The 20,520-nt window shown below is 61.1% G+C and carries 18 protein-coding genes; 12 read left to right on the top strand and 6 right to left on the bottom strand.

Annotated features, from left to right (window positions below):
- Positions 1-742: 742 nt before the first annotated feature.
- On the bottom strand, positions 743-937 hold the full coding sequence (locus NOV72_RS06375) for a DUF2905 domain-containing protein (protein WP_061173965.1): 195 nt from the start codon (positions 935-937) through the stop codon (positions 743-745).
- Between the two features lie 10 nt (positions 938-947).
- Entirely contained in the window at positions 948-2,153 is a 1,206-nt protein-coding gene (locus tag NOV72_RS06370) for a class I SAM-dependent methyltransferase (RefSeq protein ID WP_106853770.1), read from the bottom strand.
- A gap of 13 nt (positions 2,154-2,166) precedes the next feature.
- On the opposite strand from NOV72_RS06370, the gene NOV72_RS06365 reads away from it, so the two are divergent.
- The 5 genes from NOV72_RS06365 to glmS all read left to right on the top strand — a co-directional run bounded on the left by NOV72_RS06365 (position 2,167) and on the right by glmS (position 7,751).
- Complete coding sequence (locus NOV72_RS06365) at positions 2,167-3,009, top strand: SDR family oxidoreductase (protein WP_106853769.1); 843 nt, start codon at positions 2,167-2,169, stop codon at positions 3,007-3,009.
- A 28-nt stretch (positions 3,010-3,037) separates the two neighbouring features.
- Complete coding sequence (locus tag NOV72_RS06360; RefSeq protein WP_035511079.1) at positions 3,038-3,439, top strand: dihydroneopterin aldolase; 402 nt, start codon at positions 3,038-3,040, stop codon at positions 3,437-3,439.
- Entirely contained in the window at positions 3,436-4,395 is a 960-nt protein-coding gene (ttcA, locus tag NOV72_RS06355) for a tRNA 2-thiocytidine(32) synthetase TtcA (RefSeq protein ID WP_106853768.1), read from the top strand. The genes NOV72_RS06360 and ttcA overlap by 4 nt, the downstream gene beginning before the upstream one ends.
- A 97-nt stretch (positions 4,396-4,492) precedes the next feature.
- Entirely contained in the window at positions 4,493-5,854 is a 1,362-nt protein-coding gene (glmU, locus tag NOV72_RS06350; RefSeq protein WP_106853767.1) for a bifunctional UDP-N-acetylglucosamine diphosphorylase/glucosamine-1-phosphate N-acetyltransferase GlmU, read from the top strand.
- A 79-nt stretch (positions 5,855-5,933) separates the two neighbouring features.
- Entirely contained in the window at positions 5,934-7,751 is a 1,818-nt protein-coding gene (glmS, locus tag NOV72_RS06345; RefSeq protein ID WP_106853766.1) for a glutamine--fructose-6-phosphate transaminase (isomerizing), read from the top strand.
- 431 nt (positions 7,752-8,182) lie between these two features.
- Here glmS and NOV72_RS06340 read toward each other — a convergent pair whose 3' ends face one another.
- Positions 8,183-8,653: a hypothetical protein gene (locus tag NOV72_RS06340; protein ID WP_106853765.1), complete on the bottom strand. Its 471-nt coding sequence runs from the start codon at positions 8,651-8,653 to the stop codon at positions 8,183-8,185.
- Between the two features lie 725 nt (positions 8,654-9,378).
- Here NOV72_RS06340 and NOV72_RS06330 point away from each other — a divergent pair.
- The 3 genes from NOV72_RS06330 (at position 9,379) to NOV72_RS06320 (ending at position 12,121) form a co-directional block, all read left to right on the top strand.
- Entirely contained in the window at positions 9,379-10,221 is an 843-nt protein-coding gene (locus NOV72_RS06330; protein WP_245932922.1) for a hypothetical protein, read from the top strand.
- Between the two features lie 137 nt (positions 10,222-10,358).
- Positions 10,359-10,721, top strand: a complete 363-nt coding sequence (locus NOV72_RS06325; RefSeq protein WP_106853764.1) for a helix-turn-helix domain-containing protein — start codon at positions 10,359-10,361, stop codon at positions 10,719-10,721.
- A 215-nt stretch (positions 10,722-10,936) separates the two neighbouring features.
- Entirely contained in the window at positions 10,937-12,121 is a 1,185-nt protein-coding gene (locus NOV72_RS06320) for a hypothetical protein (protein ID WP_106853763.1), read from the top strand.
- Between the two features lie 184 nt (positions 12,122-12,305).
- Here NOV72_RS06320 and NOV72_RS06315 read toward each other — a convergent pair whose 3' ends face one another.
- On the bottom strand, positions 12,306-13,889 hold the full coding sequence (locus NOV72_RS06315) for a helix-turn-helix domain-containing protein (protein WP_106853762.1): 1,584 nt from the start codon (positions 13,887-13,889) through the stop codon (positions 12,306-12,308).
- 418 nt (positions 13,890-14,307) lie between these two features.
- Between NOV72_RS06315 and NOV72_RS06305 the strand changes: the two genes are divergently transcribed.
- Complete coding sequence (locus NOV72_RS06305; RefSeq protein ID WP_181290870.1) at positions 14,308-15,084, top strand: hypothetical protein; 777 nt, start codon at positions 14,308-14,310, stop codon at positions 15,082-15,084.
- A 686-nt stretch (positions 15,085-15,770) separates the two neighbouring features.
- Here the strand turns inward: NOV72_RS06305 and NOV72_RS06300 are convergent.
- Positions 15,771-16,472: a FadR/GntR family transcriptional regulator gene (locus NOV72_RS06300; RefSeq protein WP_106853760.1), complete on the bottom strand. Its 702-nt coding sequence runs from the start codon at positions 16,470-16,472 to the stop codon at positions 15,771-15,773.
- A 347-nt stretch (positions 16,473-16,819) separates the two neighbouring features.
- On the opposite strand from NOV72_RS06300, the gene garL reads away from it, so the two are divergent.
- The gene (gene garL / locus NOV72_RS06295; RefSeq protein ID WP_106853759.1) at positions 16,820-17,605 is read left to right on the top strand and encodes a 2-dehydro-3-deoxyglucarate aldolase; all 786 of its coding nucleotides are present in this window, start codon (positions 16,820-16,822) and stop codon (positions 17,603-17,605) included.
- Positions 17,606-17,665: 60 nt separating this feature from the next.
- Positions 17,666-18,559 (top strand): 2-hydroxy-3-oxopropionate reductase, encoded by an 894-nt coding sequence (locus NOV72_RS06290; RefSeq protein ID WP_106853758.1) that lies wholly within the window; start codon positions 17,666-17,668, stop codon positions 18,557-18,559.
- Between the two features lie 2 nt (positions 18,560-18,561).
- Here the strand turns inward: NOV72_RS06290 and NOV72_RS06285 are convergent, their stop codons facing one another.
- Positions 18,562-19,479, bottom strand: coding sequence for a LysR family transcriptional regulator (locus NOV72_RS06285; RefSeq protein ID WP_106853757.1), 918 nt, complete (start codon positions 19,477-19,479; stop codon positions 18,562-18,564).
- A gap of 100 nt (positions 19,480-19,579) precedes the next feature.
- Here NOV72_RS06285 and NOV72_RS06280 point away from each other — a divergent pair, with 100 nt between their 5' ends.
- Complete coding sequence (locus NOV72_RS06280; protein ID WP_106853756.1) at positions 19,580-20,515, top strand: 2-hydroxyacid dehydrogenase; 936 nt, start codon at positions 19,580-19,582, stop codon at positions 20,513-20,515.
- The last annotated feature ends 5 nt before the right edge of the window (positions 20,516-20,520 follow it).

Here is a 20,520-nt window from a genome sequence, read left to right as displayed (position 1 = left end):
AAGTAACCAAAGAAAGCAGCTTTCCCCATCCAGAGTGCTTCATGCCGGCCGCGGCACAGGCGATTGGCTGAATGGAACCCAGAGTTTTGACTCTTTGCCGGATCCCGATTTCGTGTTGGTCTATTAGCGTTGCCCCTGTGCGGGGCGGCAGTCACTTTCTTTGCTGCTGCAAAGAAAGTAACCAAAGAAAGCAGCTTTTCAGGCCCGCGGTCACACGCAACTTGGCCAATTTTCTCCCTCAAGTTGGCCCTCGCCTAAGTGTCGCCCTCACAGGCCCAACCGGACTTGGCTCGCGCACGGTCCGCCGCACCATATGTTTTAGCGCGCTGGTTCAGCACGAAATAGCTCCGGCACAGCGCTTCGCGCTGCCGTCGGGTCTGCAAGGGAAACCGACGAATAACGAGCGCCGTGAGATGGCGGCGTTAGCAAGAAAGCGCGCGCCCACCCGATTGACCGGTCGGCCGCGAAGCGGGCTGGAGCTATTTGGTGCTGAACCAGTTTGTTTTGTGGTGCGATGTGTCAGACCGTGCGCGGTCCACGCCGCGCGAGACCTTTGAGGGCACTCGCTACTGCCGGGCCATTCAGCCAATCGCCCGTGCCGCGGCCGGCATGAAGCACTTTGGATGGAAAAGCTGCTTTCTTTGGTTACTTTCTTTGCAGCAGCAAAGAAAGTGACTGCCGCCCCGCACAGGGGCAACGCCAATAGACCAAAAGCAAAACGGGATCCGGCGACAAAAAAGGCCTAAAGCGCCCGCGCAATCAAAGACAACAAAACCGACAACAACAACGTCGACATAAACGGAAACGAATACTCGCGCCCAAAAATCCGCAATGTGAAGTCCCCCGGCAACCGCCCGATTCCGATTTTCTTCAGCCACGGCATCGAGCCGGAAAGAATCGCGAGTGCGATAAACGTGGTAAGCAGCCAGCGGATCATGATCGCGCACTCATAACGTGTGAGAACGATCGCCCGTCGCGAAAGCGTCGAGCGTACCGGGAATGCCGCGCGAAAACGCGATCACCTTGAAAAGCTCGCCCATCTCCGCTTCCGACAGCAGCTTCTGCACCGCATTTGCAGCCGGCAAAAAGCGCTTCACATCGGCGGGATCGAGGTCGCTCAAAACATCGGTGATGCCCGCGTTCATCAGAAAACGCGCCTGCGACGTAAAGCCGAGCAGATCGGCGCCAGTTTCGACGCCAGCCTCCGCGATGCCCGTAAACTCAACATGCGCGGTGATGTCCTGCAAACCGGGATACAGAAACGGATCCGCGTGCGCCCGATGCCGGTAGTGACACATCAGCGTGCCCGTCGCGCGCTGCGCGTGGTAGAACTCGCGTCGCGGAAATCCGTAATCGATGAAAAACGCCGCGCCGCGCGTGAGCATCGTGCAAATGGTCTTGGTGAACGCCAGCGCCGCTTCGTGCGTTTCGGTGACGTACTCGGCGAACGGCTCGTCGTTGGCGTCGTCGATGGCGGTATCGATCAGATCGACTTGCGCGTCCGGCGTAATCGGCCGGTCGTCGAAAGCGAGACGTTCGCCCTGCACGACGACGCCGCGCTCATGCCACGCGCCGAGCTTGCGCACGACGAGGCGCACAGGCATCGCGTCGAGCACTTCATTGCCGATCACGACGCCCTCGAATGCCTCGGGCAACGCGTCGAGCCATTTCACCTTCGCGGCGAGCGCGGGCGCCTGCTTTTCGATGGTCTCGCGCTGGCGCTCGCGCAACTCGCCGGACAGATCGACGATCGCGTAACTGTCGAACGGCACGTCGAGATCGGCGAGCGCGGTCAGCAATCCTGCGGCGAGTTTGCCGGTGCCCGCGCCGAATTCCATCAGTTGCCGCGTGCCGCTTTGCTGCAACGCCTGCGCGACGGGCCGCGCGAGCGTCGTCGCGAAAAGCGGGGACAATTCCGGCGCGGTGACGAAATCGCTGCCGTCTTCCGCGCGTCGGCCGAATTTCATCGCCCCGCCGCTGTAGTAGCCGAGGCCCGGCGCGTACAGCGCGAGGTCCATGTAGCGGTCGAACGGCAACCAGCCGCCCGCCGCGGCGATGCGTCCGCGCAGCAGGTCGGTCAGCGCTTCGGACTGCGCGAGCGCATCGGCGCCCGGAGCAGGTAAACTATCGGTTTGTCTGGCTTTCGGATTCATCCCAGTATTGTAAATGAGCGCTTCCACGCCGTTTTCTTCCCCCAACTCGCCGTCTTCCGGTGCCGTTTCTCGTTCCCGCGCCGTGCTCGTGACCGGCGGGGCGAAGCGCATCGGGCGCGGCGTCGCGCTGGAATTCGCGCGGCAAGGCTGGGACGTGGCCGTGCACTACGGCGGTTCGGAGCGTGAAGCGCGAGAAACCGTCGCGGATGTCGAGGCGCTCGGGCGGCGCGCGATCGCGCTGAAAGCGGATCTGGAAGTCGAGGCCGACGTCGTTCGCCTCGTGCCGGCGTGCGTCGAGGCGTTCGGCGGGCTGAACTGCGTCGTGAACTGCGCGTCGCGTTTCGACGAAGACACGGCCATCGACTTCGGCTACGCGAAACTGCTCGCGATGACCGCGATCAACGTCGCCGCGCCGCTGACGCTCGCGCGCATGCTGCACGAAATCATGCCCGATGCCGCCGCCGCGGACGACGCGCAACGCGGCGTCGTCATCAACGTGCTGGACCAGAAGCTGTACAACATGAATCCGGATTACCTGTCGTACACGCTGACGAAGGCGGCGCTCGACAACGCCACCGTCGCGCTCGCGCAGGCGCTCGGGCCGAAGTTGCGCGTCGTCGGCCTCGCGCCGGGGCTGACGCTCATTTCCACCGGGCAGACGCCCGCGTCGTTCGAAGCCGCCCATCGCGTGACGCCGCTCAATCGCGCATCGACGGTGGAAGACGTGGCGCAGGCCGCGTGCTATCTCGCGAACGCGCACGGCGTGACCGGCACGACGCTCGTGGTCGATGGCGGCCAGCATCTCGTGCCGAGCCCGCGCGACGTGATGTACATGATCGGCTCTCGCGCGCCCTGAAACGCGCTTATTGGATATTGGAAACCTCATGCTTGCCGCACTTTCGCATCCCCGGCTGACCGATTGCCGGCGGCTTTTTCTGCGCAACTACGAAGTGCGCATCAACATCGGCGTGCATGATTTCGAGAAGCGCGGCGAGCAACGCGTCGTGATCAACGTCGAACTGTACGTGCCGCTCGCGCTGTCGACGCCCGTCGCGGACAAATTGTCCGAAGTCGTCGACTACGACTTCATGCGCTCGACCATCGCCGCGCGCGTGAAGCAGGGCCACATCCACCTGCAGGAAACGCTGTGCGACGACGTCGCCGCCGCCTTGCTCGCGCATCCGAACGTGCGCGCGGTGGCCGTATCGACGGAAAAGCCCGACGTCTATCCCGACTGCGACGCGGTGGGCGTCGAAGTCTTTCGCATCAAAGAGGAACGAGCATGAACGCGCGTGACACGATCGAGGCCGCCGAGCCGCAAAAACCCACGCGCGAGGCGCTGACCAAGCGCCAGCAGAAGGAAGCGTACGAGAACAACAAGCTCTTCAAGCGCATCGCGCGGCAGGTCGGCGAGGCCGTCGGCGATTTCAACATGATCGAGGAAGGCGACAAGGTGATGGTGTGCCTGTCCGGAGGCAAGGACAGTTACGCGATGCTCGACGTGCTGATGCGCCTGCGCGAGCGCGCGCCGATCAACTTCGAGATCGTCGCCGTCAATCTCGATCAGAAGCAGCCGGGCTTTCCGGAGCATGTGCTGCCGGATTACCTGAGCAAGCTCGATATTCCGTTTCACATCGAAAATCAGGACACGTACAGCATCGTCAAGCGCCTCGTGCCGGAAGGCAAGACGACGTGTTCGCTCTGCTCGCGCCTGCGTCGCGGCATTCTGTATCGCGTGGCGGGCGAGCTCGGCGCGACCAAGATCGCGCTCGGTCATCATCGCGACGACATCCTCCAGACGCTGCTGCTCAACATGTTCTACGGCGGCAAGCTGAAAGGCATGCCGCCCAAGCTGCAATCGGACGACGGCAAGAACGTCGTGATCCGTCCGCTCGCCTACGTGAAGGAAGTGGATCTCGAAAAGTACGCGGAACTGCGCGAATTTCCGATCATTCCGTGCAATCTGTGCGGCAGCCAGCCGAATCTGAAGCGCGCGGAAATGAAAGCGCTGGTCCGCGAATGGGACAAGCGTTTCCCTGGGCGCGTGGACAACATGTTCAACGCGCTGTCGAACGTGGTGCCTTCGCATCTCATGGACAGCAAGCTGTTTCCGTTCGCGGGACTGCGCGCGACGGGCGAAGCCGATCCTCAGGGCGATATCGCCTTCGACGAGGAACCGTGTGCAAGCGAACCGTCAGGAACGTCCGGCGCGGTTTCAATTGTGCAGTTCGACGACCTGTAACCTTTGTCCAATAAGGCGCAGCGTGGGATTCGCCGCATTGCGCCAAAGAGCCGGGTGATATATTGGCGGCTCGTCATACCCAGCAAGGCTTCCTGCGATGAACATCGTGATTCTGGCTGCCGGCATGGGCAAGCGCATGCGCTCCGCTCTGCCGAAAGTACTCCATTCATTGGCGGGCAAGCCCTTGCTCGCCCACGTCATCGACACGGCCCGCACGCTGTCGCCGACGCGTCTCGTCGTCGTCGTCGGGCACGGCGCGGATAAAGTCCGCGAAGCCGTCGGCGCGCCGGACGTTCAATTTGCCCTGCAAGACAGGCAACTCGGCACGGGACACGCCGTGCAGCAGGCGCTGCCGCTGCTCGATCCCTCGGTGCCGACGCTCGTGCTGTACGGCGACGTGCCGCTCACGCGCGCGAGCACGCTCAAGCGTCTGATCGATGCCGCGGGCTCCGAGCGTTACGGCGTACTTACCGTAAATGTCGGGAATCCGACGGGTTACGGCCGCATCGTGCGCGATCATCAAGGCAAAGTGCGGAAAATCGTCGAGCAGAAAGACGCGTCGCCCGACGAGCTCGAAATCGACGAAATCAACACGGGCATCGTGATTACGCCGACGCGCACGCTCGAAACGTGGCTCGCGTCGCTGAAGAACAACAACGCGCAAGGCGAGTTCTATCTGACGGACGTGGTCGAGCGCGCGATCGAGGCGGGCGTCGAAGTCGTGACCGCGCAGCCGGACGCCGAGTGGGAAACGCTCGGCGTGAACAGCAAGATCCAGCTCGCGGAACTGGAGCGCGTCCATCAGCGCAACGTGGCGAACGCGCTGCTCGACGCGGGCGTGACGCTGATGGACCCGGCGCGCATCGACGTGCGCGGCGTGCTCGAATGCGGCGCGGATGTATCGATCGACGTGAATTGCGTCTTCGAAGGGCGCGTGACGCTCGCCGACAACGTGACGATCGGTCCGAACTGCGTGATCCGCGATGCCGCGATCGGCGCGGGCACGCGTGTCGATGCGTACACGCATATCGAAGGCGGCACGACCGGCGCGAACGTCGTGCTCGGGCCGTATGCGCGGCTGCGTCCGGGCGCGCAGCTCGGCGACGAAGCGCACGTCGGCAACTTCGTCGAAGTGAAGAACGCGGTGTTCGGCCACGGCTCGAAGGCGAACCATCTCAGCTATATCGGCGATTCGGATATCGGCGCGCGCGTGAATATCGGCGCGGGCACGATCACGTGCAACTACGACGGCGCGAACAAGCATCGCACGGTCATCGGCGACGACGTGTTCGTCGGCTCGGACACGCAACTGGTCGCGCCGGTGCGCGTGGGCCGCGGCGTGACGATCGCGGCGGGCACGACCGTCTGGAAGGATGTCGGCGAAGGCGAGCTGGTGCTCAACGAGAAGACGCAGGTCGGCAAGACGGGCTACAAGCGCCCGGTGAAAAAGAAGTCGTAAGGCTGTCGAGAGATTCAGCCCAACGCGCGCGGCGCCTCGGTACCGCGCTTTCGAATGCAGGTTTCAAAGGTGAACGTCCATGTGCGGAATTGTCGGCGCGGTAGCGCAACGTAACATTGTCCCGGTGCTGGTGGAAGGTCTGCGCCGCCTCGAGTATCGCGGCTACGACTCGTGCGGCGTGGCCGTGCTGAGCAACGGCGAGCCGCGCCGCGCGCGCAGCGTCGCGCGCGTGTCCGATCTCGACGCACAAGTGCGCGACTCGAATCTCGGCGGCATGACGGGCATCGCTCACACGCGCTGGGCGACGCACGGCGCACCCGTCACCGACAACGCGCACCCGATCTTCTCTTGCGATACCGTCGCGCTCGTGCATAACGGCATCATCGAGAATTACGAGTCGCTGCGCGAGATGCTGAAGGGCAAGGGCTACGAGTTCGTGTCGCAGACGGATACCGAAGTCATCGCGCATCTGATTCACAGCATGTATCGCGGCGACCTGTTTCAGACGGTGCGCGAGGCGGTGAAGCAACTGCACGGCGCGTACGCGATCGCCGTGGTGCACAGGAATCAGCCGCACACGGTCGTGGGCGCGCGCCAGGGTTCGCCGCTCGTCGTCGGTGTGGGCGAGGGCGAGAACTTCCTCGCGTCGGATGCGCTCGCGCTCGCCGGCAGCACGGACCGCTTCGCGTTCCTGGAAGAAGGCGATGTCGTGGAGATCGCGCTGGACGGCGTGAAGATCGTCGATCGTGAAGGCCTGCCCGCCGAGCGCGAAGTGCGCGTGGTGACGGCGTACGGCGGCGCGGTGGAACTCGGGCCGTATCGACACTTCATGCAGAAGGAAATCTTCGAGCAGCCGCGTGCGATCACCGACACGATCCCGCAAGCCGATCAGTTCGATCCGAGCCTCTTCGGCGAAGGCGCGCGCGACGCGTTCTCGCAGGTCGACAGCGTGCTGATTCTCGCGTGCGGCACGAGCTATTACTCGGGCGTGACGGCGAAGTACTGGCTCGAATCGATCGCGAAGATTCCGACGCAAGTCGAGATCGCGAGCGAATATCGCTATCGCGAGTCGGTGCCGAATCCGAAGGCGCTGGTCGTCACGATCTCGCAATCGGGCGAAACCGCCGACACGCTCGCCGCGCTCAAGCACGCGCAGTCGCTCGGCCACAAGCACACGCTCGCCGTGTGCAACGTCGCGACGAGCGCGATGGTGCGGCAGACCGAGTTTGCCTTCCTGACGCACGCCGGCACGGAGATCGGCGTGGCATCGACGAAGGCGTTCACGACGCAGCTCGTCGGCTTGTTCGTGCTCGCGGTGACGCTCGCGAAGATGCGCGGTCATGTGAACGCGAAGCAGGAAACCGCGTATTTCACGCAACTGCGGCACTTGCCGGCCGCGTTGAACAGCGTGCTCGCGCTGGAGCCGCAGATCATCGCGTGGTCGGAGGAGTTCGCGCGCAAGGAGAATGCGCTGTTCCTCGGTCGCGGGCTGCACTATCCGATCGCGCTCGAAGGCGCGTTGAAGCTCAAGGAAATTTCGTACATTCACGCGGAAGCGTATCCGGCGGGCGAGTTGAAGCACGGGCCGCTCGCGCTCGTGACCGAAGCGATGCCGGTGGTGACGGTCGCACCGAACGACACGCTGCTCGAAAAGCTGAAGTCGAACATGCAGGAAGTGCGCGCGCGCGGCGGCGAGCTTTACGTGTTCGCGGATGCGGATACGCGCATCGTCAGCGAGGACGGCATTCATGTGATCCGCATGCCGGAGCACTATGGGGCGCTGTCGCCGATTCTGCATGTGGTGCCGCTGCAGTTGTTGGCGTATCACACGGCGTGTGCGCGTGGGACGGATGTCGATAAGCCGCGGAACCTCGCGAAATCGGTGACGGTTGAATAAGGTTTGCAGCGGCATGTGGCAATTTGTGGGGAGCACTATTAGTTTTGGTTAATGTGCGCTATCAGTTTCGGTTATCGGTCGCAGAAACTCACCCCGAAACGCCCGCGTGAGAACGGTTAACCGAAACTAATAGGTCGAGAAATCGCGGAATCTGGCGAAGTCGGTGACGTTGGAGGTTACCGAGCACCTAGCAGTCTGCGTGCTTGCCCGCAAAGAATGAAAGCGTCCCTTACCCCTCTGCTAGAAGTGTCCCTCGAGGGGGGTGAAATTTCCCGCAAACCGTTACGGGGCAAGGCTGGGGACACTTTCATTCGGCGCGGTGCACGTTGAAGAAAAATCCCCCTTTTAACCCCCCTTGATTCCAGAAAAAATCGCCCCCTGCGCCCTCGAGGGACACTACAAGCGGGGGGTGATTATCGGGGCGTTTGAGGTCAGAAAGCCGAACTCCTAGCCCGCCGGCCGCTCCATCCCATCGAGAATCGCCACTCGACCGCCCCCTCTGGGTAGTCCTGTGGCCACTCCTTTGCGAGCAATTCCACCGCACCCCGAACGCGTTCCATTGCGTCTAGCGCATCGTCTCCCATGTGGTCATCGGCGGCGGCGACAACTTCGCGGCCACAACGGCCTGGCTCTGCCGACACATCCGCCGGCCTCCGGCCGGACTGCCTGACGCCAGCCTCCCGCATTGCCTGCAGGACGCCCTTCGCACAACCAACCCGGTCGAACGCCCGCCGAAGCCGCTCTCGCATCTCATCCTTGAGCCCAAGGTCCCGTGCTACCACCTCAACGTCGCTCGCGACATCTGTGACCAGGACCTCCAACAGCTCCAGCATCCTTGCCGGCAATCCATCCGCGAAACCGGCGTGCGACACGACGTCGTTGATTTCATGAGAGTCATCCATGAACCTAGATAGAGAGCTGACTTATATGGCCTGCGCGCATTGACCGGACGACGGTGTCGCGTTCCATGAAAGTCGCGCATTGAGACGCAGCGCGTCTCAATGCGCGACGACACTTGCGGACACGGGAGAAGCCGTGCCGGCAACCCGACCTCGCAATCGGGCGCGTTTCAGAACGGACATGAGCGCGTGGCAGAATACGGCGCGCAGATTCGATTCGGATGCGCGCAAACTCAGGAGGAAGCGTTTGCTAAGAACCCTAATCTTCAGCGCACTTTTGACGACAGTTGGGACGGCGTTCGCCGGGCAGCATTACGTGGAAGTTTGGGAACCGCGTGAAGCTCGTACTTCGGCACCGTCGAACGTTGCAAGCCAACACAAACTGGCTAAGAAGCGCGCGGCGCCCACAAAGCGAACGGCGGCGCGCAGCAAACAGCGAGGCGTAATGAAGTCTGTAGCGGCGCCGCTGCCGATTCGGCCCGCCACCGAACATCGCGTGCCGACATTTGACGACATCCCTCGCAAGCGGACGCCACATGGTGACGTGTTGGGGGTGCATGTCGGGATGATGCAGGCAAGCGTACAACGTTGAGGTCATGACGTGGCACAGGGTCTCCACATGGCGCTCCGGTCCGTGTTGCCTGTGCGTGCCACCCGCGATAAACGCGATGTGCTTACATATACAATAAGCTCAACGCCACGCGCTTGACGGGTTGCAATATAAATACATGACGGTCTCAGAAAAGCAAACGTACCTGTCCTCGACCTTAGGCGAGGCGCGACATTTCTTGGATTTGGATGTGGCCGCACGCGCAGAGTCTGATTGGTACAAGAACTTCCTGACAGAGCCCAGCGTGCGGAGTTTCTTCAAGCGGTCAGTCTTCGAAAAGGGGACGGTCTTGAAGGTCAGCGCGATTACTCAAGTGGCGCTGGCGTTCGTTGCTTGCGTGGACGACGAGCCCTTTGAAATCTTGCCTACTGCCGCAGCAGTCCAAGGTGTGATGAAGCGCGCGGATGCATTTGAGTCCGCCTTGCAGGCTGAAACGTCCTCTTGGGTGCCGTCGGGTTTGCAGAAGAGTTTCTCCGGTCAATTCAGACATCTTCGCGAGGCGGCATCTGCGGTCAAGACTCGCACTGCCGGGCGCCCGGCGTTCGAAGAGCGGCGCACCTTCGTTTTGCATCTTGCACGCGCGCTATATGAGATGTGCGAAGACTATCCCACCAGCTTCATTGCTACGGTCGCTGCTCGCGTATGGGAGGACACCGAATCCCGTGCTGTCCGGAGAATTTTGAACGACGATGAGCGAGCCGCCATCGAACGTTACGTCGAGGACAAGCGGCGTCAAACTGCCGAGAGCGAGCAGGTTGCGCACCTTCTAGTTGCTCGAGCGAGTATCTCTCCGAAGGTGCTTCCTTCGGTCGCACAGCCGCAAACGACCGGCGAACTATTCGAGGCGATGTTGGCACTCGCAAACCGCTTTCCGGATGAGACCGACAAAATCGTTGCCGTCGACTACCTGGATATGCTCCGTCGTGACATCGGGTTAGAGCCCGACTTCCCTGAGCAGTAAGAGGCGGTCGAAATTGGCCACAAAAGGGACCTAATTTTGGCCGGATGAAATCCGCGCCCATTTTCTTAGTATTTCGGTAGCTAGGTTTTGAAGTGCGTCGCCAACAATAGGCCTCGTCTTCACTACCTTTGCTTCGAATGCTCAACCAACCCGTACGGCTGGACCTTTTGTCGTTCAGCAGAATCATCGCCAACTGGCCTGAAAATACCGCTGCGCATCAGCGCGCCCGCCTGCTCGAGGCGATGAAGGTCCGCGGCGGGGTGACCACATTGGAGGCGGTGCGGTTCCTCGACATCGTTGACCCTCGGGCACGGATTGTTGAACTCCGCAAAGAGGACTACCGCATCGAAACCTCGTGGGCACGTCAGCCGTCCGAGTGCGGCCGGCTGCATTATGTTGGCCTTTACACGCTGGTGAGCAACCGAGGCAGTTTCGTTGTTCTGAAGGGGGCAAGTGCGCTGCACCGGGGCTCTGTCCGGCAAATGATGCTCGCGTTCTAGTCCCTCAAACACTCCTTTCTGCCCACGACTCGTGCCGGTTCGTCGGCTTGCGTCGAATAATGATGGAGAGCCCTTACCCTCCGCGGATGCTTGTCCTCGACCGCTGTGCGCAGCAAGCAATATGAGCAAGGCGCAGTCACTCATCCAAATGCTTTACATCTGCATACGACGGTCGAGAAACAACAGGAAAACACCAGTGAGCCAATTGCAGGCGATTGAGCGCGGGCATTCCCGAGGCGCGGCGCAAATCGTACGAAGCAGTTTTTCACGACATCTACGTCTGGCATTGCATCCAGCGCCAGCGCGACCTGCAATTGTCGTCGCCGCTTGACGCCAAGGAGTGGTTCGTCACGCTCGACCGTCGCTTGGTCGGCTTTGATGCATACAAGGGCAAGGGCAATTCGGGGTGGGTTCCGGTGTGCGTGGACCCGAGCACCTTCATTCAGTTTGCGCAGTTTTGGATGCCGCGCTCGGCGCAGTTCGAGAAGGCGTTGTTCGGCAGTCTCAAGCTGCCATTGTTGTTCCGCGAGTTCGACAGCGAAACCGAGGACGTGAGCCTTGCCATCATCAACCGGCTGTCGCGCATCGAAGCGGTCGGCGACTTCACGGCGGACGAAATCCATACCCTGCTGCTGAACGACGCGGTTCGAACACGTTTTCGCGAGAGCCCCAGCGACGCGGAGCAGACCGCCATCGTCCGGGACGAGCTTTTGTCGATTCACCGCGATACAGTCGAGAAGTCGAAGAAGCTCGAGCACGAGTTGTCCGAGGAGCGCACGCGCAAGGACGCGCTGGTGCAGCAGTTAGACTCGGTGTCTCTCTCGAGCGAGGCCGAACGAGTCGCAAGTCAGGAAATCTCGACCAAGCACAAGGCGGAGATGGCGGAACGAAAGCGCAACGAGGAAGCGCTTCGCCTGCAGTTGGAGCAAGAGCGGCAGTCGCGTATCCAGCTTGAAGAGGCCGCCCAGCGCGCGAACGAGCAGAAGGAACTCGCCAAGAAAGCGCGGAAATACTTCTTTCTGTGCATGTTGCTCCCGTTCGTTGGGTCTTCATTGATTTTCGGCGCATTTGCGTTGATTTTGTTCACGCCCCTACGCGCGGTCGGCGTCGGCTCGGCACTTGGACTCGGCACCACGGCCGGCGTCGTGAAATTTACTGCGGCCAAGCGGCTCGCGGTGACGGAGACGTCGTGGCTTCGCCGCGTCTGCTCGGTATTGACAGTTGGATGGGCGATGGGCGTCGCGGGTGTCGCAGCTACAGCCAATGCTGTCTACTCGAACTATTTGAGCAATCACCAAGACGACTTTGTGAAGCAGGCTGTCGCGACTACGACAATCAATCGCGATGCGCCCACTTCCACTGGCAAGGCCCCGTCACTGTCACCGCCAAACGGAAACTGACGACAGACGCAGTGCGTTGCGGTTGCCGCCGCAACGCATCCCAAGCCTGTCAGCAACGCGCATCGAGAGGTGGACTTCATCCACGACCTGTCCACGCCTCCTGCTTACGAGACGCAAGCGATTTGCAATAGAATCATCTTGCTAACATCGACCGGCAGCACAGTCATGCTGTTCGACGAACTGGTCATGGTTTTTTGTTTGCCCGCGGCTCAATGAACAGGGCGAGGACGTGAATCACATCGACGTCTGTTTCACTTCCTGCCCTCGTCTGCACGAAATCCGTCTCGTGACGGCCAAACAGACAAAGTCCCGAAGTCGTAGCCTGGTCCAAGATTCGATTTGTTTGTTCTTTTAAAACCGCGTTTTTCTCGGCCTCGTTTGCCTTCCCGTCGAGACTACATGCGATTTCGCGTTGGCCATGAATCAGAGTTCTTACCTCCTGCATGATTCGGCGCGCGTGCGATACGGCTGCCTCGTCGAGTCCCTGACTAATTACTTCACGTAGCTCATGCACATCGTCTACCAGATACACTAGGCTGTCAGCGCTTGTGACCGGGTGCTTGTACCCGTCGGTACGTGTGATGTCTTTGGGCGCAACGCGAAGGACGCTGGCCAGGTTCAGAAAGAAAGATGCGGTTACGCTGTGACCTCGGCCCATGGATTCGACGGTTCTGAACGCTACGCCCATCTTTGCCGCCAGTTCATTCAGCGATAGGTCTTGAACCTCAAGCAGGTTCTTGATAGCATTCTTATTAGTGTCGATTGTCCATTCTCTGCCGAAGTACATCACGTCGTACAGCTCCTCAACGGAACATGGTTGACTTCGAATCCAACGCACAAAACGTCTCATCAGTAGTTCGAAATCCTTCTCGTTGGGTGCTTCGCGTTCGTGCAAGTCTTGACCAGAGAAAAAATGGTCTTCCCAGACCTGCTTGATTTCCAAGGTGTCGGTTTTCCCTTCGAAGCGAGCGACGCCGTCTTCGTAGCTGAACGTCGTCTTAACGCCGACATCGATAAATCTCTGGAAAAGGTAGTTCTCGCTTACGGACCCAGCTCCGGGCTCGCCATTCCAATCGGAGTCTTTGCTTCCCTTCACGTCCCAGAACGCAGTGTAGAAAGGGTGCAGCGTTTCCGAAAGACTTCCGCCATCCATTAGCATCGCCGGTCGCGCACGGTCGAAGCCGCGAATGATGCGTCTTAGCGCCCCCCGCAACTCGTTGTCGTCATATAGCTCTCGCTCCGGCTCCGGTGTATCGGTTCGAAACTTTTCCAAGTAGATGGTCACGGCTTTGACAGTTGCATGCCAGATTTCGAGTCTTATAAGGCTCTTCTTCTTATGCAGCTCAATCAGGCCAGGTTCGTGCGCGGGGAGAGCGGCGAAGGCAACTTTGAAGAGGTGATGCACCGCGTGGCCCAACGACCGAAACGTATCGTGCGTTTCGACGTCGCCCTGCCATAGTCGCACCTCGTACTGAACGGGTGTGACGATGTTCTCGTCACACCTAACGCGCATCCAGTTCGGATGTCCGAGTACGTGGGATAGCACGTGAACTGCGTGCGTGTGCCGTATGTGGATGGACCTCTCCGCCAGGCGAGATGCAAGCAGTCTGGCAGCTTGTGTCGAGTCTCGTTGAGCGGCCTCGTGCAGGTCAGCGACAATACGCTGGGCCTCTTGCAGAGGCAGCGAATGGCCTCGAACTGCAAGAAAGGAAAGAAGTTTTTCTGCGGCGGATGTGGAACGCATCGGCGCGCCGTAAGCGAGGGCCATGACTCTACTCCGTAACGTAGCGCTCACATCAGGCGATTCAGAGGCGGCGTCGCGCGTTGCCGAGTGCCTGATGTAGGCGACTACGGTAGGAGGTCATGGTCGCTTCGAGCGACCTGCGCCGGATTTGCCGTCTCCGCATAAGCGGTTGCGCGACTGACTGGCCCCGGGGTGCACAGGCGCTATCTCATCACAAAATTTTGGGGTAAGCAATAGCATGGACCTTGCAGCGAAGGTTGCAGCATCGCTCAGAAGATTTTGCTGGAACTGGTTTCCGAACATCGCTGAAACCGGATGTGGAGGGTTCCGGCCACCGAAAATCTTCGTACACACTGCGAACATCTCGGCACGGGCGAAAATGGAATCGGGCGTGCTCGCCATCGAATGCCTTGTACTCAAACAAAAGGAATAATTATTGCGCATGGACCACCTTGATTTGTCGTTTGACCACCTTTTCGAAGCCCGTCAGCAAATTAAGTGGTGGCCCTGGGTCGGCAGAGAATTCTCACGGTCCGCTGTCAAAACGATGATTCTCGGCGAGAGCGTGTATCGATGGGCCGCAGGCGAAGCGTTCGACAATCGCTATGCATTAACGTCCGGTCTGCGTGTTACCCATAAGAACCATGCATTGAAGTTCGACAGGGACTCGCGCTACGTGCGCAATATCGAACGCGCAATATTCCAGCGGCGCAACCCAAGCGATGTTCAGAAGCAATCGCTCTGGTCATCCGTCGCTTACCACAACCTAGTGCTTGATGTCATGGAGTCGGTAGAGCGTCGACCGACGGAGAAGCAGTATCAAGCGGGATGGAGCGCAGCGCTGGACTTGTTCGACGTGATGGGCGTGGAGCAGTGCTTGGTCTTTGGAGTAGAGTCACTCAACGCGCTTCGGCTGGCCTCCCGTGAAGAAAATCTGCACTGCAGCGGTGAACGACATCCGACGAAAGTCGGGCGATTTTGTGCGCGCTCGGCGTTGGTCCACACGAGGAGCGGGAGGCCAGTGAAGCTCTTGTTTGTTCGCCATCCAAGCAGCTTCTTCAGCTGGCGAAAGTGGGCACCGGTTGTCCGCGCTGGGCTGGACTGGGAGTTTGCCGAGGCTCAGCCGATTCCCGAGGCGCACGCACCAGAGTCAGTTTCGCTGCCGTTGGATGCAGAGGACAAGATGCGCGTGAGTGCGACTCGGGACGTCTCGCATTGACGGTAGGTGAGAAGAAGTGAGTAAGTCTGAGCGAAAGAGTGACGAAGCTGCTGCCGTCGAGCGCGTTGCAAGTGCGGCTCGAGAAGTCCAGTTGGCATCGCAGGCGCTCGAAAAGGAGTTTAATGCAGAGATGCCTTCTCACTGACCGCGTCTGCCATGGCAGCTCAGCTGACCTTCGTCTCGTGGGGCGGCAACTATCAGGACGCTCAGGAAAAGACGGCAACGAAGCCTTTTGCAACGTCGGAGCCTGCAAGCGCACGTGCTCGATGAACAAGACATCTTGACCACTATTGCTGAGGAAGCAGGGCGGTGCGGTACAGAAGGTCACGTCTAAAGCTTCATAGTCGCTGAGTGCGCGGAAGCGAGTCGCTGTCGAAGTGTCGAAACGCTTCGACGCGACTTCGAAGCGCGCGCCTGTGGACAACCTTGTTGGCACCTGCCTGCGTTAACTGTTGGCGATTTCTGAACAACTCGGCGATCACCGATTTAGCGCCAAAGTTGTCCCACGTCCAATCCGAAACCGGATGCGCCATACCGGACTTGTTGTTTCGGTAAACATCTGATGTAAAACGCGCATCCGCGGTTATCCACCGATTTGCGACGAGCTTGTTAACTACTACTACGTATACATACGAACTCTTTTGTTTACTTAAGCAACGTGGCCGCAGCGCTCAAAACCTCAGCGCTCAAGCCGTCGCGCCATGCACCTGTCTCAACCGCTCCCGGCTATTGCTCAGATGCATGCGCATCGCGGCGCGCGCATCGTCGGGATCCTGACGCAGAATCGCCTGATAGACCGCCTTGTGCTCGCTGAGCACGTTGCGCAAGCGCTCGATCTGATCCAGTTCCGCAATCTCCGCCTTGCCGAGTCTCGTGCGCGGACTGACGCCACGTCCCATCTGACTCAGCACGTCATAGAAGTAGCGGTTGCCGCTCGCCCGCGCGATCTGCAAATGAAACTCGACGTCGTGCTGAAGCACATCCATGCTGCCGTTCGCCAGTTGTTCCTCGAAGCGTTCGAGCGCGCCGGCGATCAGCTTGAGATGCGCGTCCGTGCGACGGCCCGCTGCCAGTGCGGCGGCCGCGCCTTCCAGATCGATCCGAAATTCGATGATCGCCATGATGTCGAGCAAGCTCGACAGATCCGCATCCGGCAGACGCACCGCCTCGCGATCTTCGGGCGCGCGGATGAACGTGCCGACGCCATGACGCGTTTCGACGACGTTCGCCGCCTGCAGGCGCGACACCGCTTCGCGCACGACCGAGCGGCTCACCGATAGCTGTTTCATCAATGCGACTTCGGTCGGAATCTTGTCGCCGGGACGGAGAACGCCGCGTTCGATATCTTCGAACAGGCTTGCGATGACTTTTTCGGTGAGACTTGCCATGGTATTTGGTCTGAAAAGAGGTGCAGTTTCGTTGTCGGACGTCTTCGCTTCGCCTAGGATTAAGACTCGGACAGGCACGGCGAAACGGCTTTTGCGGATGTCCGACAACGCATCTTCCCGCCACGGCGCTGTCGCGTCAATTCACGACTCTTTTACAAGTAATAAGACATCGTATAAGTTTGAGGCGATCAAATCGGGCGAAAACGGTTGCAAATCAACGAAATCAGGGTTTACGTGCCTGTCGTGAAGCCCTAGACTAACGCTACTCTGTGTTAAGACGTCTGATGACATAACGGTCTCGGACGTGCCGCTTTCCAATCAGATCGCCGTCGTCACAGGGAGGCATCATGCCGACTTCGTCACCGTATCAACCGCTGCCCAATTCATTCCGAACGTCGCTGCGCGAACGCAAGAAGCTGATCGGCTGCTGGATGTCGCTTGCAAGTCCGATCGTCACCGAACTCGTCGGCGTGGTCGGCTTCGACTGGATGCTGCTCGACGCCGAGCACGCGCCCAATGACGCGCTCACGCTCATCCCGCAGTTGATGGCGCTGAAGGACAGCCCGAGCGCGCCCGTCGTGCGCCCGCAGGCGAACGATCCCATCGCGATCAAGAAACTGCTCGACTCGGGCTTCGTGAATTTCCTGATCCCGTTCGTCGATAACGCCGCCCAGGCCGAGCGCGCCGTCGCCGCGACGCGCTATCCTCCGCTGGGCATTCGCGGCGTGTCGGTCGGGCATCGCGGCAACCGTTACGGCACGGTTCCGAACTATTTCGAAGTGGCGAACGACAACATCAGCGTCGCGGTGCAGATCGAGAGCCGCGCGGCGGTCGAAGCGATCGACGAAATCATCGCGGTCGAAGGCGTCGATGCGCTGTTCGTCGGTCCGTCGGATCTCGCGGCGGCGTACGGTCATCTCGGCAACGCCAATCATCCGGACGTGCAGGCGGCCATCAAACATGTGTTCGAGCGCGCGCACGCGGCGGGCAAGCCGAGCGGCATTCTCGCGCCCGTGCAGGAAGACGCGGAGCGCTATCTCGCGATGGGCAGCACGCTCGTCGCCGTGTGCGCGGATCTCGGCCTGCTCAGAAACGCCGCGCAAGGCGTGAAAAAACACTTCATCCCGGCGTGAGCGCGACACGCGCTATCCTCGACCGGGCCGACACCGACAATCGACATCTAGGAGCGATACATGCAAAAAGCAGGCTTCATCGGGCTGGGCATCATGGGCAATCCCATGGCGGCCAATCTTCTCAAGAACGGCGTCCCGCTTGCGGCGTTCACGCGTAGCGGCGTGCCGGCCGACCTTTCCGGCGCGGGCGCCACGGCTTGCGATTCGCCCGCCGCCGTCGCCGAGAAGGCGGACGTGATTTTCATCATGGTGCCGGACACGCCGGACGTCGAGCGCGTGCTGTTCGGCGAGAACGGCGTCGCCAGCAAGCTGAAGAGCGGTCAGATCGTCGTCGACATGAGTTCGATTTCGCCGATCGCCACGCGCGAGTTCGCGGCGAAAGTGCGCGAGAAGGGCGCCGATTATCTCGACGCGCCCGTGTCCGGCGGCGAAGTCGGCGCGAAGGCCGCGTCGCTCACGATCATGGTCGGCGGCGCGCAGGCAACCTTCGACAAGGTCAAGCCGCTCTTCGACATGATGGGCAAGAACATCTCGCTGATCGGCGAAGTCGGCGCGGGGCAGGTGTGCAAGGTCGCGAATCAGGTGATCGTCGCGGCGACCATCGAGGCGGTCGGCGAGGCGCTGCTGCTCGCGTCGAAGGCCGGCGTCGATGCCGAAAAGGTCCGCACCGCGCTGATGGGCGGCTTCGCGTCGTCGCGCATTCTCGAAGTGCACGGCGAGCGCATGACGAAGCGCACCTTCAATCCGGGCTTTCGCATCGAACTGCATCAGAAGGATTTGAATCTGGCGCTCGCCACCGCGCAGGCGCTTGGCGTCGCGCTGCCGAACACGTCGACGTGCATGCAGCTTTTCAACGCATGCGCGGCGCACGGCGGCAAGGCGTGGGATCACTCGGGCATGGTCCGCGCGCTCGAAATCATGGCGAATCACGAGATCGGGCAGAAAGCCAAGTAAGCTCATCGCTTCGTCAGCGCGCGCTTCTCGATTCGAGCGAAATGCTCGATCGCGAAGCGCCGCACGTTCTCCGCGGCGGGATTCGTCTGCTCCTCGCTCCACGCGAGATCGATGTCCGCGTGCGCGTCCTGCGTCCATAGCGGCCGGAACACGACTTCCTCGAAACACAATTCCCGCGCCGACGCCGGCACGATCGCCACGCCGATGCCCGCGCGCACCAGCGCGACGATCGTGTGCGTCTGGTCGATGAATTGCACGTAATCCGCCTGCACGCCGCTCGCCGCGAACAGCCCGGCGATGAGATCGTGAAAGTACTTCCCGCCGTCGTGCGAGTACATGACGAAGGGCAGGGCGTCGAGATCCCGCGCGGCGATCGTGCGGCGCGTCGCCAGCGGATGCTGCGCCGGAATCGCGAGCTGCAACGGCTCGCGCGCGATGCGCTGAAACTCGATGCCATGCATGAAGAACTGCGCCCGCATGACGCCGAGATCGATCTCGCGCGATTCCAGCGCCTTCACCTGCAGCAACGAAACCATCTCCTTGAGCACGACGCGGATGCCGGGCAATTCTTCGCGCACCGCCGTGATGAAGCCCGGCACGAGGTGATAGCCCGAAACGGCGGTGAAGCCCATCGTGACCTGGCCGGCGTCGCCGCGCGCGACGCGCCGCGCCGAATCCGCCGCCTGCGTCGAAAGCCGCAGGATGCGCACGGCGTCCTCGTAATACGCGCGGCCCGCAGCGGTGAGTTTCACGCTGCGGCTGTTGCGCTCGAAGAGCACGACATCGAGCGCCTGTTCGAGCAACTGAATCTGCCGCGAGAGCGGCGGCTGCGTGATGAAGAGCCGCGCGGCGGCGCGCCCGAAGTGCAATTCCTCCGCCACGGCCACGAAACAGCGCAGATGATTCAGCTCGATGATCATGTCAATTTAGGTATTGATCGATGCGGAATGTAGCTTAGACCTCAATCGATCGCGTGAATATACTGATTTCCGAGATAAGCCGACCTTCCAGGGAATCCGAATGTTCGACGTGCTACTGATCAATCCCGTGCTTCCATCGCTCGACAAGGCGCTGAGCGCGCGCTACACCGTGCATCGTTATTACGAGCACGCCGACAAGGCCGGCTTTCTGCGCGAAGTCGCGCCGTGCATCGGCGGCGTGGTGACGGGCGGCGCCACCGGCATCGGCAACGCATTGATGGACGAGCTGCCGGCGCTGCGCATCGTGGCGATCAACGGCATCGGCACCGATGCGGTCGATCTCGCTTACGCCCGCGCACGCGGCATTCACGTTTCGACGACGCCCGGCGTGCTCACCGACGACGTCGCCGACCTCGCCATCGGCCTCCTGATTTCGGCGTGCCGTGGGCTGTGCATCGGCGACAGCTACGTTCGCGACGGCGAATGGGGCAAGAGCGCTTTGCCGCTCGCGCGCAAGTTCAGCGGCATGAAAGTGGGCATCGTCGGGATGGGCCGCGTCGGGCGCGCGATCGCGCAGCGCGCGGCGGCGTTCGGCTGCCCGATCGCGTACACGGATCTGCGCGAATTCGCCGATGTGCGTTATCGCTTCTTCGCCGAGTTGCGCGAACTCGCGCGTGACAGCGACGCGCTGATTCTCGCGGCATCGGCGGACGACGCGGAAGGTATCGTCGATGCCGCCGTGCTCGACGCGCTCGGTCCCGACGGTTTTCTCATCAACGTCGCGCGCGGCAAGCTCGTGAACGAAGCGGATCTCGTGCGGGCGCTCGAAGAGAAGCGCATCGCGGGCGCGGGCCTCGACGTGTTCGTCGACGAACCGAACGTGCCCGCCCGGCTCTACGCGCTGAAGAACGTCGTGCTGCAGCCGCATCGCGCGAGCGCGACCGTGCAGACGCGCACCGCGATGGGCGAAATCGTCCTCGAAAGCCTCGCGTCCAGCTTCGCGGGCGAGCGTCCCGAAACGAGCGTCACGCCCTGAACGGG

The sequence above is a fragment of the Caballeronia novacaledonica genome (assembly GCF_900258035.1).
GTDB lineage: Bacteria > Pseudomonadota > Gammaproteobacteria > Burkholderiales > Burkholderiaceae > Caballeronia > Caballeronia novacaledonica.
Note: the sequence above shows the minus strand (reverse complement) of the source record. Positions and strands in the feature narration are given on the sequence as shown.